We start from the raw sequence: 17492 nt of genomic DNA, 5'->3' as shown, positions 1-17492 counted from the left end.
CGGCGCACGGAGGACGGATCCTCCCTTTATGGCAGGATTCAGGGCATGAGTTCGAGTACCGCAGGACTGACACGACAGTGGACCACGTGGGGCCCCGTGGTCGCCGCGGTGGGGCTCGCCCTCGGCTGGGGGCGTGACCTACCGGGCTTCGCGGTGGCGCTCATCGTCCTCTGCCTCTTCGCCGCCGTCCTCTCGGCCGTCCACCACGCCGAGGTCATCGCCCACCGCGTCGGCGAACCCTACGGCTCCCTCGTGCTCGCCGTCGCCGTCACGGTCATCGAGGTCGGACTGATCGTCATGCTGATGATCGGCGGCGGCGACAAGGCGACCAGCTACGCCCGGGACACCGTCTTCGCCGCCGTCATGATCACCTGCAACGGCATCGTCGGCCTCTCCCTGCTCGTCGGCGCGCTGCGGAATCGGACCGCCGTCTTCAACGCGGAGGGATCCGGCGGCGAGCTCGCCATCGTCTGCACCCTCGCGACCATGACCCTGGTCCTGCCCACGTTCACCACCAGCCACCCCGGCCCCGAGTTCTCCGCCGCCCAGCTCGCCTTCGCCGCCGTCTCCTCGCTCCTCCTGTACGGCGTGTTCGTCGCCGTCCAGACGGTCCGGCACCGCGACTACTTCCTGCCCGTGCCACGGCCGGGCACCGGCGGCAAGCAGTCGGAGGACGAGCACGCCGACCCGCCGACCTCCCGCCAGACCTGGTTCAGCCTCGGCATGCTCGTCGTCGCCCTCGTCGCCGTCGTCGGCAACGCCAAGCTGGTCTCGCCCACCATCGAGGACGGCGTCGAGTCCGCGGGCCTGCCCAAGGCCGTCGTCGGAGTCGTCATCGCCCTCATGGTCCTGCTGCCCGAGACGCTGGCCGCCGTGCGCGCGGCGAGCCGGGACCGGATGCAGACCAGCATGAACCTGGCCTACGGCTCGGCCATCGCCAGCATCGGCCTCACGATCCCCGCGATCGCGCTCGCCTCCGTCTGGCTGAAGGGGCCCCTGATCCTCGGCCTGGGGCCCCTCCACATGGTGCTGCTGGCGCTCACCGCCGTGGTCAGCGCCCTGACCGTGGTCCCGGGACGCGCCACGCTGCTCCAGGGCAGCGTCCATCTCTCGATCTTCGCCGGCTTCGTGTTCCTGTCGTTCAGCCCCTGACGACCACGATCCTCAGCTCCGGCGAGCGCAGGATGTCCTTCTCGCAGAACCGGGAGGTCACCCAGCGCTCGCCGGAGTACAGCGCCGTCTGGTCGCTGTAGTGCGGCGAGAGCGGGTTGGAGGACTGGGAGTACGTCAGGAGGGTGCGGGCCACCGGGCACCGCCCGCCGTCCCAGCCCACCGCCTGCACATGGCTGGTGCCGTGCGCGACCTCCGTGTAGCCGCCGCCCGCCGGATTCCACACGGGCTCCGTCTTGTTCCAGACGCCCAGCGCCTCCGTGCCGCCGCCCACCGGGACGCGCACCCCGTTCCGTACCACGAACTGGTGCTGCCCCAGCGGCGCGTCCAGCGCGATCCCCGCCGCCCGCAGCTCGGCCACGGCGTCCTTGAGGGCCTTGGCGAAGCCGGGCGCGTCCGTGTTCACGGTGTTCGGGGTGCGGACCGGGTCGGCCGCCGAGAACGGCACCTTCCACTGCTCGGCCTGCGGCGTCGTGGCCGTGAACCTGCGCCAGAACCGGTCGAAGAGCAGCGCTCCCCGGCTCCCGGCGTCCATCGTCCGGTCCCAGGCGCCCAGCGCCCGGCACACCTCCGGACCGTCGGAATCGGCGGCGAGGGCCGCCGCGCAGGCCCGGGCCGTGTCGGCAGCCGCCAGATCGCCGGCGGGCGCCCGGTCGGCGAACTGCTGGCGCTGCAGATCGGCCACCGTCAGACGGCCGCGCTCCGCCATCGCCGCCACGTCCTCGACGGCGCCACGGGTGCGCAGCGAGCGCGGCGTCCCGACGGTGCCGAAGATCCGCTCGTAGCCGGTGACCGGGCGCTCGGCGTTGGCCAGCCAGGCGCTGTCGTTGGAGTTCTCCACGTACGGGGCGTCCCGCAGCACCGGCATCCGCGCGGGCCCGAAGACCCCCGGCTGCACCGCGTCCGGGTCCGAGCCGAGCGCGCAGTCGCCCCGCGCACCGTCCAGCACCGCCACGCCGGAGGCCGGGTAGGTGGCGCGGCCGAGCGGGGTGGAGCAGCGCTGCGCCAGCTCGTCGGTGATGCGCGGCAGCAGCTGCGCCTGGGTGAACAGCGTGTGGCCCGAGGAGTCGGCGGCGATCGTGTTCACCCAGGGCAGGCCCTGGGTGCGCCGCAGCGTGTCGACGAGGCCCTGCGTCGAACGGGACCGGGCGAAGCCGAGCGCCGTGTCGGAGGCCCGCAGGTTGGCCGCGTTGGGGTCGTTCAGGGCGAAGGCCGTCGTCGCGGTCCAGGGCAGCGGCAGCTGCGGCCCGAGCCCGGACACCACCGGCCCGTACCGGGTCCACCACTGAGTACGGGTGACCGGGGCGCCGTCCTTGACCGCGACCGTGACCGTGCGCGGGGTCATCCGCTCCGGCCTGCCGTCCACCAGGTACGCGGTGGGGTCGGCCGGGTCGAGGGTGAGCTGGTGCAGGCTGAGCGGGACGCCCGTGGCGACGGTGTGGCTCCAGGCCACCTTGTCGTTGAAGCCGATACTGACGGGGACGGTGCCGAGCAGGGACGCGCCGGAGACGTTCAGCTCGCCGGGGATCGTCTGCTGGGACTGCCAGAAGCGCCGGCCGCCCTGCCACGGGTAGTGCGGATTGCCGAGCAGCAGCCCGCGCCCGTTCGCCGTGGCCGAGCCCTGGAAGGCGACGGCGTTCGAGCCCATCGTGGCGTTCTCGGCCGCGAACAGCGCCCGCGCCGCCTCGGCCGTACGGTCCGGGTCCGGGGTCTCGGGGACAGCGGCGGCCCGGGCGGCGGAGGGCCCGCCGGCGGCGGGCGCCCCGGGGGCGGCGGGGGGCCGGGCGGCGGTGATGCCGTCCGCGCCACGGCCCTGGCCGCCGAGGACGGAGACCGCCCAGCCGCGCCGCGCCACGTCGAGCTCGGTGACCGGCCGGACCCACGCGGCCCCGGCGCAGGCCGGGTCGGTGACGCGGTTCTTCCGCAGCCACGCGTTGTACCCGGCCGCCCAGCCGCGCATCAGCTCCCTGGACGGGCGGCTGGGACCGGCCGGCGCGGGCGTGGCGAGCAGCGCCTCGACCGTCCCGGCGTCCCTCACCCCGCGGAAGAACAGGTCGCTGGAGAGGTTCCTCGTCGCCGACGACAGGGAGCCGTCCGGCGCGCCGTCGGCGCCGAACCAGCGCGAACGCTCGCCCGCCACGGTCACGAAACCGTCGGCGAGGACGCACACCTGGTCCGCGGCCTGCGCCCAGCCGGTGCCGAAGCCCAGGTTCGCGTAGTCCTTGGCCACGATGTGCGGGATGCCGTACTCGGTGTAGCGGATGACGGCCGACAGCCCCCGGTCCGACGGATGGTGGCCCCGGTCGCCGGCGTCGGCGACGGCCGCGGCGGGCAGCGAGGCGGTGACGGTGGCGAAAGCCGCGCCGACCAGCGCCAGGCGCCTGAACCGGGCGGAGAACAAGGTACGGAAGTGCAAGATGCCTCCCAACGGACATGCGGTGCATGCGGGTTGGGCCATGCATTCAGCTGAGCGCTTGCTTTGTCAACATCCCGTCCGGCGTCCCGGGTACTTGACCGGCGGCTCCGCCCGGCCCAGGATCCGGTCCATGGAACGAGGACTGGACCGGGGAACCGATCGCGAGCTGCTCACTCTCACCGTCGACGGCGTGCTGCGCGCGAGCGCCCGGCGCGTCCCCGACCGGACCGCCGTGCGCTACGCGGACCGGACGTGGACCTACGCCGAGCTGGACGCCGCCGTCTCGACGGCCGCCGCCGTCCTGCTGGACCCCGACGGCGCCGGCCTCGTGGCGGGCGACCGGGTCGCGACCTACGCCCACAACTCGGACGCCTATCTCGTCGCGTTCCTCGCCTGCGCCCGGGCAGGCCTCGTCCACGTCCCCGTCAACCACCACCTCACCGGCGAGGACCTCGACTACGTCCTGCACCAGTCGGGCAGTTCGCTGGTGCTCGCCGACCCGGCGCTCACCGGACGCGTCCCGGAGGACTTCCCCGTACGGGCGCTGCGGGACGCCGAGGACTCGCTGCTCGCGTGGCTGGCCGCGCCGCGACCGTTCGACGCCGAACGCGACCCCGGCGAGCTCGTGCAGCTGCTCTACACCTCCGGCACCACCGCCCAGCCCAAGGGCGCGATGATGACGCACCGGGCTCTGGTCCACGAGTACGCGAGCGCTCTCGACGCCCTCGACCTGGGCGAGGACGACCGGCCGGTGCACTCGCTGCCGCTCTACCACTCGGCGCAGATGCACGTGTTCCTGCTGCCGTACCTCGCCGTGGGCGCCGAGAACACGATCGTCGACGGGCCCGACCCGGCGGTCCTCTTCGACCTGGTCGAATCGGGTCGCTGCGACAGCCTGTTCGCCCCGCCGACGGTGTGGATCGGGCTCGCCAACCACCCCGGCTTCGCCACCCGTGACCTCGCGGCCCTCGGCAAGGCCTACTACGGCGCCTCGATCATGCCGGTGCCGGTCCTGGAGCGGCTGCGCGCCCACCTGCCCGGCCTGCGCTTCTACAACTGCTTCGGCCAGTCCGAGATCGGCCCGCTCGCCGCCGTCCTCGGCCCCGACGAGCACGAGGGCCGGATGGACTCCTGCGGCCGCCCGGTCCGGCACGTCGAGGCCCGGGTCGTCGACGAGCGGGGCGAGGACGTGCCGGACGGCACCACCGGTGAAGTCGTCTACCGCTCACCGCAGTTGTGCACCGGCTACTGGGAGAAGCCCGAGGAGACCGCGGCGGCGTTCCGTGACGGCTGGTTCCACTCGGGCGACCTCGCCGTGCGCGACGCGGAGGGGTATCTCACCGTCGTCGACCGGGTGAAGGACGTCATCAACTCCGGGGGCGTCCTCGTCGCCTCCCGGCAGGTCGAGGACGCCCTCTACACGCATCCGTCCGTCGCCGAGACGGCGGTCGTCGGACTCCCGGACGAGCGCTGGATCGAGGCCGTCACCGCCTTCGTCGTGCCGCGCGGAGACGTCACGGAGGCCGAACTCCTCGCGCACGCACGCGAGAAGCTGGCGCACTTCAAGGCACCCAAGAGGGTGCTGTTCGTGCCGGAGCTGCCCCGCAACGCCAGCGGAAAGATCCTCAAGCGCGAGCTGCGCGACCGCTACGGGGCCGCCTGAGGGCGCCCCGCGTCCGCCGCCCCGTACCCGGCGGCCCCGTACCCGGTCAGCCCTCGCGCTCCTCCAGGACGCAGAGGATGTTGCCCTCGCTGTCCTTGAACCAGGCGCCCCGCATCTCGTCCGACTCGACCACGCCGTCGACCGTCTTGATGCCGGGCAGGTCGTAGTCCTCGAAGGTGACGCCCTTGGAGCGCAGATCCTTCATCTCGGCATCGAGGTCGGCGACCTTCCAGCTGGCCAGCGTGTGCTGGGCCTGGCCGCCGTAGGGGGTCTCGTACAGACCGATCATCGTGCCGCCGGTCTCGAATCTCGTGTCCTCGGGCGATTCCTTGATGAGGGTGAGGCCGAGGGTCTCGGTGTAGAAGCGCTTCGCGCGGGCCATGTCGTTGACCGGAATGATCGCGGCTATGGGGGACTCCGCCAGCATCGCAACCACCTCCTCCCTCCAGGCTACGCGCCGTCCCGGAGGTCCACGATCCGCTTGATCTTCCCCACCGAGCGCTCCAGCGTCTCCGGGTCGACCACCTCCACGCCCACGGAGACCCCGATCCCGTCCTTCACCGCCGCCCCGATGGCGCGGGCCGCCTCCCGGCGCTGCTCGGGGGTGGCCCCGGCGCGGGCCTCGGCCCGTACGGTCAGGGCGTCGAGGCGGCCCTCGCGGGTGAGCCGGAGCTGGAAGTGGGGGGCGACGGCGGGGGTGCGCAGGACGATCTCCTCGATCTGGGTGGGGAAGAGGTTCACCCCGCGCAGGATCACCATGTCGTCGCTGCGGCCGGTGATCTTCTCCATGCGCCGGAAGACCCGCGCGGTGCCCGGCAGCAGTCGGGTGAGGTCGCGGGTGCGGTAGCGGATCACCGGCATCGCCTCCTTGGTGAGGGAGGTGAAGACCAGCTCGCCCTCCTCCCCGTCCGGAAGCACCTCGCCGGTGATCGGGTCGACGACTTCGGGGAAGAAGTGGTCTTCCCAGATGTGGAGGCCGTCCTTGGTCTCCACGCACTCCTGTGCGACGCCGGGGCCCATCACCTCGGAGAGTCCGTAGATGTCGACGGCGTCGAGGGCGAAGCGCTCCTCGATCTCACGGCGCATCTCCTCGGTCCAGGGCTCCGCGCCGAAGACGCCGACCTGGAGCGAGGTGCCGCGCGGGTCGATGCCCTGGCGCTCGAACTCGTCGAGCAGGGTGAGCATGTACGAGGGCGTGACCATGATGACCTCGGGCCGGAAGTCCTGGATCAGCTGGACCTGGCGGGCCGTCATGCCGCCGGAGGCGGGGATCACCGTACAGCCGAGCCGTTCGGCCCCGTAGTGGGCGCCGAGGCCGCCGGTGAACAGGCCGTACCCGTAGGCCACGTGCACCTTGTGTCCGGGCCGCGCGCCGGCCGCGCGCAGTGAACGGGCGACGACGTCGGCCCAGGTGTCCAGGTCCCGCTCGGTGTAGCCGACCACGGTGGGCCGGCCGGTGGTCCCGCTGGAGGCGTGGATGCGCCGGATCCGCGACTGGTCGACGGCGAACATGCCGAAGGGGTAGTGCGCCCGCAGATCGGCCTTGGCGGTGAAGGGGAAGCGGGCCAGGTCCGCGAGGCTCCGGCAGTCCTCGGGCCGGACCCCCGCCGCGTCGAAGGCCTGCCGGTAGAACGCCACGTTGTCGTAGGCGTGCCGCAGGGTCGCGCGCAGCCGTTCCAGCTGGAGCGCCTCCAGCTCCTCGCGTCCGAGTCGCTCGCCCGCGTCCAGCAGCTCGCCCATGCGCCACTCCCTCGCCCTCGCGTACCACCCCGCCGCCCGTCGTAAAACGGACGACCGATCATTCGGTTGATCTTCCGGCTTCAGTAAAACCGGCGACCCCGGGGGGTTGGCAAGAGGTCGGGACGGGTTTTCTTCCCGCCCGCCCCGGGCCGGTCGACGCGGCGCGCCCCACGCCTCGGAACGCCGCCGCCACGGCGCCGGACAATCGCCCCCGGGCGCGCCTTCCCGCAGGTCACGGACGTCTGCCGAAGATCACACATTCGGGTGTGATTGTCCGCCCCGGTGCAGAAACGGTGCCCCGCGAGGGAGTGGGGAACGGAAGATGATCCCGTCCGGCTCCCCCTCCCCACCCCCCGGACGAAATGGACCCCCATGCCTGTCCTGTGCCGTCCCGCCGTCGCCGTGCCCGAGCACGTCATCACCCGGGAAGAGACCCTCGATCTGGCCCGCACCCTGCACGCGGGGCACGAGCAACTGCCGCTCGTGCTGCGCCTGATCGGGAACACCGGCGTCGCCAAGCGGCATCTCGTACAGCCCATCGAGCGCACCCTCGCGCACCCGGGCTTCGAGGCGCGCAACGCGACGTACGAGACCGAGGCCAAGGCGCGCGTCCCCGCCGTCGTCGCCGAGGCCCTCGCCCACGCCGGGCTCCAGGCGCGCGACATCGACCTCATCGTCTACGTCTCGTGCACCGGGTTCATGATGCCCTCGCTCACCGCCTGGATGATCAACACCCTCGGCTTCCGCAGCGACACCCGCCAGCTCCCCATCGCCCAGCTGGGCTGCGCGGCAGGCGGCGCGGCGATCAACCGGGCGCACGACTTCTGCGCCGCCTACCCCGGCGCCAACGCGCTCATCGTCGCCTGCGAGTTCTGCTCCCTCTGCTACCAGCCCACCGACCTCACCGTCGGCAACCTGCTCTCCAACGGTCTCTTCGGAGACGCCGTCGCCGCCGCCGTCGTCCGCGGCTCCGGCGGCACCGGCGTCCTCCTGGAGCGCAACGGCTCCCACCTCGTCCCCGACAGCGAGGACTGGATCGCCTACAAGGTCCGCGAGACCGGCTTCCACTTCCTGCTCGACAAGCGCGTCCCCGGCACCATGGAGCAGCTCGCCCCCGCCCTCGTCGACCTCGCCGCCCGGCACGGCCGGGACGCCGGCCGGCAGGACTTCTACCTCATCCACGCCGGCGGCCCCCGCATCCTCGACGACCTCTGCAAACACCTGGACGTCGTCCCCGACATGTTCCGCTTCAGCCGGGCCACCCTCACCGAGTACGGCAACATCGCCAGCGCCGTCGTCCTCGACGCCCTGCGCCGGCTCTTCGACGAGGGCGGCGCCGCACCCGGCGCCACCGGGCTCATCGCCGGCTTCGGCCCCGGCATCACCGCCGAGATCTCCCTCGGCAGCTGGACCCACGACGCCCCGCCCCCTGCCCCGCACGCCCTCCACGATCCCCAAGCCCTCCACACCCCCCAAGCCCTCCACGCCCCCCACGCCCCCCTGGACCCCCCACTCACCCCGACTGCTGCGGTGGCACGATGACCACGACCACGACCCACGCCCCCGAGAACGCCGACGACCCCCAGGTGCACTTCTGGGCCGTCCCCGACCTCACCGGACTCACCTTCGACCCGCTCCTCGCCAAGCTGCTCCACGAGGACCCCGTCACCCGGGTGCGCCTCCCGCACGGCGAGGGCCACGCCTGGCTCGTCACCCGCTACGAGGACGTCAAGTTCGTCTCCGTCGACCCCCGGTTCAGCCGCCAGGCCGTCTACGGACGCTCCGTCACCCGGGTCGCCCCCCACTTCATCCCCATGGAAGGCGCCGTCGGCTTCGCCGACCCGCCGGACCACACCCGGATGCGCCGCGTCGTCGCCCGCGCGTTCAGCGCCCGCGCCCTGCGCTCCCTGCGCGAGCACGCCCAGGACGTCATGGACGGACTCCTCGACCGCCTCGAACGGCACGGCCCGCCGGCCGACCTCATGGAGATGGTCAACCGCCCCTTCCCGCTCGCCATGGTCAGCGAACTCATGGGAGTCCCCGAGGGCGACCGGCCCCTCATGGCGAACTGGTCCGACGCCATCATCTCCGCCGGCGCCGGCCGCGAGGCCAGCGAGCGTGCCAAGAGCGAGATGGCCCGCTACTTCACCGAACTCATCGGCCGCAGCCACGACACCGGAAAGGAGACCCTCGCCGCCGTCCTCGCCGACGCCGTCGACGAGGGCACCGTGGAGGAGCACGAGGCCGTCGGCCTCGCCGTCCTCATCCAGATCGGCGGCGCCCACGCCGTCCGCAACAACAGCGCCAACATGGTCTACACGCTGCTCACCCACCCCGAGCACCTGGCCCGGCTGCGCGCCGAACCCGCGCTCCTGCCGCGGGCCGTGGACGAACTGCTGCGCTACATCCCGCACCGCAACGCCGTCGGCCTCTCCCGGATCGCCCTGGAGGACGTCGAGGTCGGCGGCGTCACCATCACCAAGGGCGACCCCGTCTACGTCTCCTACCTCACCGCCAACCGCGACCCGTCCGTCTTCCCCGACCCGGAGAAGCTGGACTTCGACCGCGGCTACAACCCGCACGTCGCCTTCGGCCACGGCCCGCACTACTGCCCCGGCTCCGCGCTCGCCCGCATCGAGTCCGAGATCCTCCTCGACTCCCTGTGGACCCGCTTCCCCGACCTGCGGCTCGCCGTCCCCGAGGAGGAGCTCCGCTGGCAGCGCGGCGCCCTGATCCGCGGCCCCGAGACCCTGCCCGTCACCTGGTGAGAGGAGGCGCCGCCCCATGACCGCGACCGCCATCGGAACGGGCGGCGGCCTCATCGTGCCGCCCGGCCACGGCAAGACCCTCACCACCGCCGCCCAGCGCGTCACCTTCAAGGTGACCGGCGAGCACACCCCGACCTCCTCCACCTTCGAGGTCCTCGTCCCGCCCGGCTTCGACGTCGGCGCGCACGCCCACGGGCACAGCGAGGAGCTCTTCTACGTCCTGGAGGGCGAGCTCGACGTCCTCGCCTTCGAGCCGCTCGTCCGCACCCGCGACAGCTGGCGCGACTGGGAGTCCGCCACCGGACAGCGCGCCGTCCGGGCCACCGCCGGCACCCTGATCCTCGTGCCGCCCGGCTGCCCGCACGCCTTCGCCAACCCGACCGGCGAACCCGTACGGATGCTGTTCCAGGCCTCCCCGCCGCCCGACCACGAGCGGTACTTCGAGGAGCTGATGGAGATCCTCGGCTCCGGCGGCCCCGTCGACCACGCCGCCATCGAACGGCTGCGGCTCCGCTACGACATCGACCAGATCACCCCGCTCCGGCACGATGCCGGAAGCCCGCGAGGAACGGCCCCGACCTCATGAACCGTCCCCCGAGACCCGAGCGGGTCCACGACTGGGTCCCGTCCCCGCTGCCGGACACGGTCTTCGACCCGCTCCCGTACCGGCTCCTGCACGAGGAGCCGGTCGCCCGGGTGCGCCTCCCGTACGGCGAGGGCCACGCCTGGCTCGTCACCCGCTACGAGGACGTCAAGCTGGTCTCCGCCGACCCGCGGCTGAGCCGCGCCCGCACCGTCGGCCGGCCCGTCACCAGCATGACCCGGCACACCCTCGCCCCGGCCGGCGGTGTCGGCCGGGCCGACCCGCCCGACCACACCCGGCTGCGCAAGCTGATCGCCCCCACCTTCGGCCGCCGCCGCATGACCGCCCTGCGCGAGCACACCGAGCGGATGGCCGGGACGCTCACCCTGCGCCTCCTGGAGACCGGGCCGCCCGCCGACCTCGCCGAGAGCTTCGTCGGCCCGCTGTCCGCCACGGTCATCGCGGAACTCCTCGGCGTCCCCGCCGCCGACCTGGACCGCGTCCAGGCCTGGCGGGCCGGGATCCTGTCGAACGACACCACCGCCGCCGCGGGCGAAGCCGTCAAGAAGGAGATCGCCGGCTACTTCGCCGACCTGGCCCGGCACCGGGCCGCGCACCCCGGCGACGACCTCGTCAGCGAACTCGCCGCCGCCCGCGAGACCGGCGGGATCAGCACCCCGGAACTGGTGTCGATGGCCGTCATGCTCACCCTCAACGGGCTCGACGCCGTCCGGAACATCGTCTCCACCATGGCGTACGTCCTCCTCGTCCACCCCGAGCAGACGGCGAAGCTGCGCGCGGCCCCCGACCGCCTGCCCCGGGCCGTCGACGAACTCCTCCGCTACATCCCGCAGCGCGACGGCGTCGGCATGCCCAGGATCGCCACCGCCGACATCGAGGTCGGCGGGGTCACCCTCCGCGAGGGGGAGGCCGTCTACGTCTTCTACCCGGCCGCCAACCGCGACCCGTCCGTCTACACCGACCCCGACCGGCTCGACCTCGACCGGGACGAGGCCCCGCACCTCGCCTTCGGCCACGGCGCCCACTACTGCGCGGGCGCCCAACTCGCCCGCATGGAGGCCGAGGTGATGCTCGGCACCCTGCTCGCCCGCTTCCCCGCCCTGGCACTCGCCGTCCCGCCCGCCCAGGTCGCCTGGCGGACGGGCACGGTCAACCGGGGACCCGAGGCACTGCCCGTGACCTGGTAATCCGGTGGCGTCGGGGCCGCGCCGGATGGTGAGCTGACGGCCATGGACATCACCGCACTGCGCACCCACTACGACCGCCAGCGCCGCATGGGCGCCCGCCCCGAAGGACCCGGCTGCCGGGTCGAACGCGACGGCCTCGTCGTCCGCCACGAAGGCCCGTCCTACGCCTGGAACGGCGTCCTGTGGTCCGGCCTCGGCCCCCAGGACGCCGACGCGGCCATCGCCGCCGAGATCCGCCACTTCCGCGCCCTCGGCCACTCCTTCGAATGGACGCTGTACGGCCACGACGGCCCGGCCGACCTCGCCGACCGGCTCCTCGCCGCCGGATTCACCGCCGAGGAGCCCGAGACCCTGATGGTGGCCGAGGCGGCGTCCCTGCCCGCCGCCGTGGACCTCCCGGACGGCGTGGAGCTCCACCCGGTCACCGACGAGGCCGGCGTACGGATGATGGTCGAGGTGCACGACAAGGCCTTCGGCACCGACGGATCGCAGTACGGCAGCCGCCTGCTCGACCAGCTCGCCGCCACGCCCGACTCGGTCGCCGCGGTCGTCGTCCTCGCCGACGGCGTCCCCGTCAGCTCGGCTCGCCTCGACCTGCCCGAGGACTCCGACTTCGCCGGCCTGTACGGCGGCGGCACCGTCGAGGAATGGCGCGGCCGCGGCCTCTACCGCGCGCTCGTCTCCCACCGGGCCCGCCTCGCGATCGCCCGGGGCTACCGCTACGTCCAGGTCGACGCCGCACCCACCAGCCGCCCCATCCTCAAGCGCCTCGGCTTCGCCGAACTGACCACGATGACCCCGTACGTGTACGAGGTCTGAGCGGGCCCGAAGGCGTCAGCGGGACCAGTGCCCAGGGCGCTCGAAGCCATCCGGCAGACGGGTGGCGGCGTCGCCGCGCGCCCCGTTGAGCTGCGGCTGGGTGAGGAACAGCGCACCGGTCAGGTCGGCCCCCGACAGGTCGGCGTCCCGCAGGTCCGCGCCGATCAGGTCCGCGAGCGACAGGTCCGCCCCCGACAGGTCGGCGGCGATCAGCAGCGCCCCGCGCAGGTCCGCCCCGCGCAGCCTGGCGCCGCGCAGCCGGGCGCCCATCAGGTCGGCACCGCGCCGGCTCTTCGGCTTGCCGCCGGCGGCCGCGCGGACCAGGGAGCTGCTCTTCAGGAGCAGGGGGTTCACCTCGGCCCGCACCGGGCCGACGTCGAGCCGCTCCAGGTCGGCCGGGGCGCCCTCGGTCAGCGCGGTCACCCGGGCGAGGGCCCGGTCGAGGTCGCCGTGGAGGGTGCGGGTCGCGGACAGGGCGCGCGCCTCGGTCAGGTAGCGCAGCAGCTCGTGCAGCTGGCGCATCACCGGGAAGACCTCGTACATCTGCCGCGCGGTGTCCGGGGCCTCGCGCCAGGAGACGCCGCCGAAGGTCACCTGGGAGACCTTCTGGCCGGCGCCGAAGCAGTCGTACACGGTGCAGCCGGGGAAGCCGCTGTCCCGCAGCCGGGTGTGGATGCCGCAGCGGAAGTCCTCCTGGAGGTTCCGGCACGGATCGCCCGACGACTTGGTCACGGCGAAGTCCGCCGACTTGGCGAAGGGGAGGGCCACACAGCACAGCCCGAAGCAGTTCGCGCAGTCGCCGCGCAGCTCGGCCTGACGGGTCTCGGACACGGGGAAACGGCTTCCTTCGCTGGTGGGGGCGGACATCCCACCGTATCGCGCTGTCGGCGAACCCGGTTGCCGCGACCGGGCCCGCCTGACCATGATCGGCGGTATGGCTCTGCACACGCGCACCTTCACCACGTACGACGGAACCGCACTCGCCTACCGGACGCAGGGCCAGGGCGAACCCCTCGTCGTCCTGCCCGGCGGCCCCCTGCGCGACCCGGTCTACCTCGGCGACCTCGGGGGCCTGCCCGCCCACCGCACCCTCGTCGTGCTCCACGCGCGCGGCACCGGGGACAGCGCGGCCCCCGCCGACCCGGCCACCTACCGCTGCGACCGGCAGGTCGCCGACGTCGAGGCGCTCCGCACTCACCTCGGGCTCGACCGGATCGACCTCCTCGGGCACTCCGCGGCGGGCAACCTGGCCACCCTGTACGCGGCCGCGCACCCCGAGCGGGTCCGCTCGCTCGTCCTCGTCACGCCCGGCACCCGCGCCGTCGGGGTCGAGACCAGCGACGAGGAGTGGGACAAGGCCGCCGAGTGCTTCGCCGACCGGCCCTGGTACCCGGAGGCCCGCGCGGCCCTGGACGCGATCGACGACACCACCCCCGCCCCGCGCGTGGCCGAACTGGTCATGCCCTTCGCGTACGGCCGCTGGGACGAGGCCGCGCGGGCCCACGCCGCCGGGGTGCGCACCGAGGTGAACTGGGCCGCTGCCGCCGCCTACTACGGGGACGGCGCCTTCACCCCCGAGGCCACCCGGCGGGCGCTGCGCGCGGTGACCGCCCCGGTCCTCGTCCTCGCCGGCGGCCTCGACAACGGCCCCACCCCCGCGAAGGCCGCCGAGCTGGCCGCCTGCTTCCCGCACGCCGAGGCGGTCGTCCAGGCGGGCGCGGGACACTTCCCGTGGGTCGACGACCCGGGCGCCTTCGCCCGCGCGGTCGCGGCCTTCCTCGACCCCGGGGTGCGCACGGTCACCGTCGACGGGGTCCGGCTCGCCTACCGGGTGCGGGGCCCCGAGGGCGCCCCGCCCGTCGTCCTGGTGCACGGCCGCGGCGGCGACTCCACCGACTGGACGGAGATCGCGGCCGGGCTCGCGGCAGACCGCCGGGTGTACGCGCTCGACCTGCGCGGCCACGGCCTGAGCGACCACCCGGGGGAGTACGGCTTCGCCGCGCTCCGCGACGAGATCGGCGGCTTCCTCAAGGCCCTCGGTCTCGCCGGGGCCACCGTCGTCGGGCACTCGATGGGCGGGGCGGCGGCCTGTCTGCTGGCCCAGCGGGAGCCGGCCCTGGTCGGACGGCTCGTCCTGGAGGACGCCCCGGTCTTCTTCCCCGTCCTCCCGCCGCGCGGCCCCGCGGGCCTCCCGGAGGAGCCGGTCGCCTTCGACTGGGCGGTGCTCGACGCGACCAACGTCGACCTGAACGCCCCGGACCCGGCCTGGCGCGAGGAGCTGACGGCCATCACCGCCCCCACGCTGATCATCGGCGGCGGGCCGACCAGCCACCTGCCGCAGGGGCACCTCGCCTGGATGGCGGAGCGGGTGCCGGACGCCCGGCTGGTCACGATCGAGGCCGGGCATCTGGTGCACGCTGCCCGGCCCCGCGAATTCCTCGCCGCTCTACGGGAGTTCGGCGTCTGACGGGTAGGTGGTCTCAGGACCCGTCGCCCGGCGCCGCCGTCGAGGCGTCCGCGTCCACCGCCACCGTGCGGGCCCAGCGGTAGTCCGCCTTGCCGCTGGGCGAGCGCTGGATCCGGTCGGCGAGCACGAGCTGGCGCGGCACCTTGTAGCCGGCCAGGCGGGTGCGGCAGTGGGCCTGGACGGCCGCCAGGTCCAGCGGTCCGGCCCCGGCGCGCAGCTGGACCACGGCGGCCACGTGGTTGCCCCAGGTGGCGTCGGGCACTCCGGCGACCAGCGCGTCGTACACGTCCGGATGGGACTTGAGCGCCTGCTCGACCTCCTCCGGGTACACCTTCTCGCCGCCGGTGTTGATGCACTGCGAGCCGCGACCGAGGACGGTGACGATGCCCTCCTCGTCGACGGTGGCCATGTCGCCGAGGAGCACCCAGCGCTCGGCGCCCTTCCGGAAGAAGGTCTCGGCGGTCTTGGCCGGGTCGTTGTAGTAGCCGAGCGGCACGTGGCCGCGCTGGGCGAGCCGGCCGATCTCGCCGACGCCGACGAGTTCGTAGGTGGCCGGGTCGACCACCTGGGTGCGCTCGTTGACGTGCAGCCGGAAGCCCTTCTCGGGGCCCGAGTCGTCGGTGGCCCGGCCGTTGGAACCGGACTCCGAGGAGCCGAAGTTGTTGAGCAGCAGCACGTTGGGGGCGAGGGCCTGGAACTGGGCGCGGACGGTGTCGGACATGATGGCGCCCGACGAGGAGAGGCTGAAGAGGGCGGACAGGTCGGTGCCCTTGAGCGGCCCGTTGAGGGCGTCGATCAGCGGGCGCAGCATCGCGTCGCCGACCAGGGAGACGCTGGAGACCTTCTCCTTCTCGATGGTCCGCAGCACCTCCTCGGGCACGTACTTGCGGTGGATGACCACCCGCTGCCCGTAGTTGAAGGCGACGAACGAGGTGAGGGTCGAGGTGCCGTGCATCAGCGGGGGAGTCGGGAAGAAGGTGATCCCGGCGCCGCCCGCGGCGACCCGCTCGGCCAGTTCCTCGGGGCGTTTGACGGGCTCGCCCGACGGGTCGCCGCCGAAGAGCCCCGCGAAGAACAGGTCCTCCTGGCGCCACATCACGCCCTTGGGCATGCCGGTGGTGCCGCCGGTGTAGATGATGAAGAGGTCGTCGGCCGAGCGCGGTGCGAAACCGCGCTCCGGTGACGAAGCCGCCTCGGCCGCCGCGAACTCCACGCAGTCGAGCTCCGGCGCGCCCTCGGGCGGGGTCCCCACCCGCACGAGGTGCCGCAGCTTCTCCGTCTGCGGCTGCGCGGCCGCCACCCGCTGGGTGAACTCCGCGTCGAACACGAGCGCGGCCAGGTCGGCGTCCCGGTAGAGGTAGACCAGCTCCTCCTCCACGTAACGGTAGTTGACGTTCACCGGCACGATCCGGGCCTTGAGGCAGGCGAGCACGGTCTGCAGGTACTCGATGCCGTTGTACAGGTGGATGCCGAGCTGTTCGCCGGGGCGCAGTCCCGCGTCGATCAGGTGGTGCGCGACGCGGTTGGCGGCGGCGTCGAGTCCGGCGTAGGTCAGCCGGCGCTCGGCGCCGGTGCCGGGGTGGTCGACGTAGACCAGCGCCTCGCGGTCCGGGACCACGTCGACGACCGATTCGAACAGGTCGGCAAGGTTGTACTCCACCGTTCCTCCTGATCCTGGCCCGGACGGACCCGACGGTCACTGGCGCGGTCATCAGAACACCGAAGGGCAGAGGGGGGAAGGGGTCGCGCAGAAGAATCTGACTGAGTGTCAGAAAACTATTGAACTGGACCCGGCACTCCTGCAACCTGTTCCAGAACTGGAGACGGGAGACGCCCATGGGCGGCAGCACCGAGCACCTGACCGTGCGGCGCGAAGGCGCCACGCTCGTACTCACCCTCAATCGGCCCGAGGCCAAGAACGCGCTCTCGCTGCCGATGCTCGTCGGCCTCTACGACGGATGGCTGGAAGCCGACGCCGACGACACGATCCGCTCCGTCGTCCTCACCGGCGCCGGCGGCGGCTTCTGCGCCGGCATGGACCTCAAGGCCCTGGCCGGCAAGGGCATGGAGGGCGAGGCGTACCGGGACCGCATGACCGCGGACCCCGACCTGCACTGGAAGGCGATGCTGCGCCACCATCGCCCCCGCAAACCCGTGATCGCCGCCGTCGAGGGCCACTGCGTCGCGGGCGGCACCGAGATCCTGCAGGGCACCGACATCCGCGTCGCCGGGGCCTCCGCGACCTTCGGCCTCTTCGAGGTCCGCCGCGGCCTGTTCCCGATCGGCGGCTCCACGGTCCGCCTGCCCCGGCAGATCCCGCGCACCCACGCCCTGGAGATGCTCCTCACCGGCCGCCCCTACACCGCCGAGGAGGCCCAGCGGATCGGCCTCGTGGGCAGCGTCGTCCCCGACGGCACCGCCCTCGACGCGGCCCTGGAGATCGCCGAGCGGATCAACGCCTGCGGGCCACTGGCCGTCGAGGCCGTCAAGGCCTCCGTCTACGAGACCGCGGAGATGACGGAGGAGGAGGGCCTGGCGGCCGAACTGAAGCGCGGCTGGCCGATCTTCGCCACCGCCGACGCCAAGGAGGGGGCGAAGGCCTTCGCGGAGAAGCGCGCGCCGGTGTACCGGCGCGAGTGAGGGCACGGACCAGCGCGC

At 73.2% G+C, this 17492-nt stretch carries 14 protein-coding genes; 9 read left to right on the top strand and 5 right to left on the bottom strand.

The window, feature by feature from the left end:
• The first annotated feature begins 45 nt into the window (after positions 1–45).
• Positions 46–1152, top strand: a complete 1107-nt coding sequence (locus tag ACZ3ZE_RS12040) for a calcium:cation antiporter (RefSeq protein WP_361167237.1) — start codon at positions 46–48, stop codon at positions 1150–1152.
• Here the strand turns inward: ACZ3ZE_RS12040 and ACZ3ZE_RS12035 are convergent.
• Positions 1142–3586 (bottom strand): penicillin acylase family protein, encoded by a 2445-nt coding sequence (locus tag ACZ3ZE_RS12035; RefSeq protein WP_467258747.1) that lies wholly within the window; start codon positions 3584–3586, stop codon positions 1142–1144. The two genes, ACZ3ZE_RS12040 and ACZ3ZE_RS12035, sit on opposite strands and share 11 nt — an antisense overlap.
• Before the next feature lie 130 nt (positions 3587–3716).
• On the opposite strand from ACZ3ZE_RS12035, the gene ACZ3ZE_RS12030 reads away from it, so the two are divergent.
• Complete coding sequence (locus ACZ3ZE_RS12030; protein ID WP_467258745.1) at positions 3717–5249, top strand: fatty acyl-CoA synthetase; 1533 nt, start codon at positions 3717–3719, stop codon at positions 5247–5249.
• Positions 5250–5295: 46 nt separating this feature from the next.
• Here the strand turns inward: ACZ3ZE_RS12030 and ACZ3ZE_RS12025 are convergent, their stop codons facing one another.
• Together ACZ3ZE_RS12025 and paaK are read right to left on the bottom strand one after the other, a co-directional pair.
• A complete protein-coding gene (locus ACZ3ZE_RS12025; protein WP_361167243.1) occupies positions 5296–5676 on the bottom strand; it encodes a VOC family protein in 381 nt (126 codons plus the stop codon).
• 23 nt (positions 5677–5699) lie between these two features.
• The gene (gene paaK / locus ACZ3ZE_RS12020) at positions 5700–6989 is read right to left on the bottom strand and encodes a phenylacetate--CoA ligase PaaK (RefSeq protein WP_361167246.1); all 1290 of its coding nucleotides are present in this window, start codon (positions 6987–6989) and stop codon (positions 5700–5702) included.
• A 372-nt stretch (positions 6990–7361) separates the two neighbouring features.
• Between paaK and ACZ3ZE_RS12015 the strand changes: the two genes are divergently transcribed.
• Genes ACZ3ZE_RS12015 through ACZ3ZE_RS11995 form a run of 5 tightly spaced genes read left to right on the top strand, consistent with a single transcriptional unit; the run spans position 7362 to position 12367 of the window.
• Positions 7362–8531 carry a type III polyketide synthase gene (locus ACZ3ZE_RS12015; RefSeq protein ID WP_467258742.1) on the top strand — a complete coding sequence of 390 codons (1170 nt, stop codon included), beginning with the start codon at positions 7362–7364 and terminating at the stop codon, positions 8529–8531.
• Positions 8528–9757 carry a cytochrome P450 gene (locus ACZ3ZE_RS12010; protein ID WP_361628513.1) on the top strand — a complete coding sequence of 410 codons (1230 nt, stop codon included), beginning with the start codon at positions 8528–8530 and terminating at the stop codon, positions 9755–9757. The genes ACZ3ZE_RS12015 and ACZ3ZE_RS12010 overlap by 4 nt, the downstream gene beginning before the upstream one ends.
• Positions 9758–9773: 16 nt before the next feature.
• Complete coding sequence (locus tag ACZ3ZE_RS12005) at positions 9774–10343, top strand: cupin domain-containing protein (RefSeq protein WP_361167255.1); 570 nt, start codon at positions 9774–9776, stop codon at positions 10341–10343.
• On the top strand, positions 10340–11548 hold the full coding sequence (locus ACZ3ZE_RS12000) for a cytochrome P450 (RefSeq protein WP_467258739.1): 1209 nt from the start codon (positions 10340–10342) through the stop codon (positions 11546–11548). The genes ACZ3ZE_RS12005 and ACZ3ZE_RS12000 overlap by 4 nt, the downstream gene beginning before the upstream one ends.
• Before the next feature lie 42 nt (positions 11549–11590).
• Positions 11591–12367, top strand: a complete 777-nt coding sequence (locus ACZ3ZE_RS11995) for a GNAT family N-acetyltransferase (RefSeq protein WP_361167258.1) — start codon at positions 11591–11593, stop codon at positions 12365–12367.
• 15 nt (positions 12368–12382) lie between these two features.
• Here ACZ3ZE_RS11995 and ACZ3ZE_RS11990 read toward each other — a convergent pair whose 3' ends face one another.
• On the bottom strand, positions 12383–13234 hold the full coding sequence (locus ACZ3ZE_RS11990) for a pentapeptide repeat-containing protein (RefSeq protein ID WP_442305612.1): 852 nt from the start codon (positions 13232–13234) through the stop codon (positions 12383–12385).
• 67 nt (positions 13235–13301) lie between these two features.
• Here ACZ3ZE_RS11990 and ACZ3ZE_RS11985 point away from each other — a divergent pair, with 67 nt between their 5' ends.
• Positions 13302–14834: an alpha/beta fold hydrolase gene (locus ACZ3ZE_RS11985; RefSeq protein ID WP_467258736.1), complete on the top strand. Its 1533-nt coding sequence runs from the start codon at positions 13302–13304 to the stop codon at positions 14832–14834.
• Positions 14835–14847: 13 nt separating this feature from the next.
• Here the strand turns inward: ACZ3ZE_RS11985 and ACZ3ZE_RS11980 are convergent, their stop codons facing one another.
• Positions 14848–16494, bottom strand: a complete 1647-nt coding sequence (locus ACZ3ZE_RS11980) for an acyl-CoA synthetase (protein WP_467258734.1) — start codon at positions 16492–16494, stop codon at positions 14848–14850.
• A 176-nt stretch (positions 16495–16670) separates the two neighbouring features.
• Here ACZ3ZE_RS11980 and ACZ3ZE_RS11975 point away from each other — a divergent pair, with 176 nt between their 5' ends.
• Complete coding sequence (locus ACZ3ZE_RS11975) at positions 16671–17474, top strand: crotonase/enoyl-CoA hydratase family protein (RefSeq protein ID WP_361167270.1); 804 nt, start codon at positions 16671–16673, stop codon at positions 17472–17474.
• Positions 17475–17492: the final 18 nt, after the last annotated feature.

The sequence above is a fragment of the Streptomyces sp. NPDC023157 genome (assembly GCF_055560575.1).
Note: the sequence above shows the minus strand (reverse complement) of the source record. Positions and strands in the feature narration are given on the sequence as shown.

Bases quoted from the DNA above. Each gene is read 5' to 3' on its own strand.
- ACZ3ZE_RS12030 (WP_467258745.1), top strand. From the start codon at position 3,717: ATGGAACGAGGACTGGACCGGGGAACCGATCGCGAGCTGCTCACTCTC.
- ACZ3ZE_RS11995 (WP_361167258.1), top strand. From the start codon at position 11,591: ATGGACATCACCGCACTGCGCACCCACTACGACCGCCAGCGCCGCATG.
- ACZ3ZE_RS12000 (WP_467258739.1), top strand. From the start codon at position 10,340: ATGAACCGTCCCCCGAGACCCGAGCGGGTCCACGACTGGGTCCCGTCC.
- ACZ3ZE_RS11985 (WP_467258736.1), top strand. From the start codon at position 13,302: ATGGCTCTGCACACGCGCACCTTCACCACGTACGACGGAACCGCACTC.
- ACZ3ZE_RS12010 (WP_361628513.1), top strand. From the start codon at position 8,528: ATGACCACGACCACGACCCACGCCCCCGAGAACGCCGACGACCCCCAG.
- paaK (WP_361167246.1), bottom strand. From the start codon at position 6,989: ATGGGCGAGCTGCTGGACGCGGGCGAGCGACTCGGACGCGAGGAGCTG.
- ACZ3ZE_RS11990 (WP_442305612.1), bottom strand. From the start codon at position 13,234: ATGTCCGCCCCCACCAGCGAAGGAAGCCGTTTCCCCGTGTCCGAGACC.
- ACZ3ZE_RS11975 (WP_361167270.1), top strand. From the start codon at position 16,671: ATGGGCGGCAGCACCGAGCACCTGACCGTGCGGCGCGAAGGCGCCACG.
- ACZ3ZE_RS12040 (WP_361167237.1), top strand. From the start codon at position 46: ATGAGTTCGAGTACCGCAGGACTGACACGACAGTGGACCACGTGGGGC.
- ACZ3ZE_RS12025 (WP_361167243.1), bottom strand. From the start codon at position 5,676: ATGCTGGCGGAGTCCCCCATAGCCGCGATCATTCCGGTCAACGACATG.
- ACZ3ZE_RS12005 (WP_361167255.1), top strand. From the start codon at position 9,774: ATGACCGCGACCGCCATCGGAACGGGCGGCGGCCTCATCGTGCCGCCC.
- ACZ3ZE_RS12015 (WP_467258742.1), top strand. From the start codon at position 7,362: ATGCCTGTCCTGTGCCGTCCCGCCGTCGCCGTGCCCGAGCACGTCATC.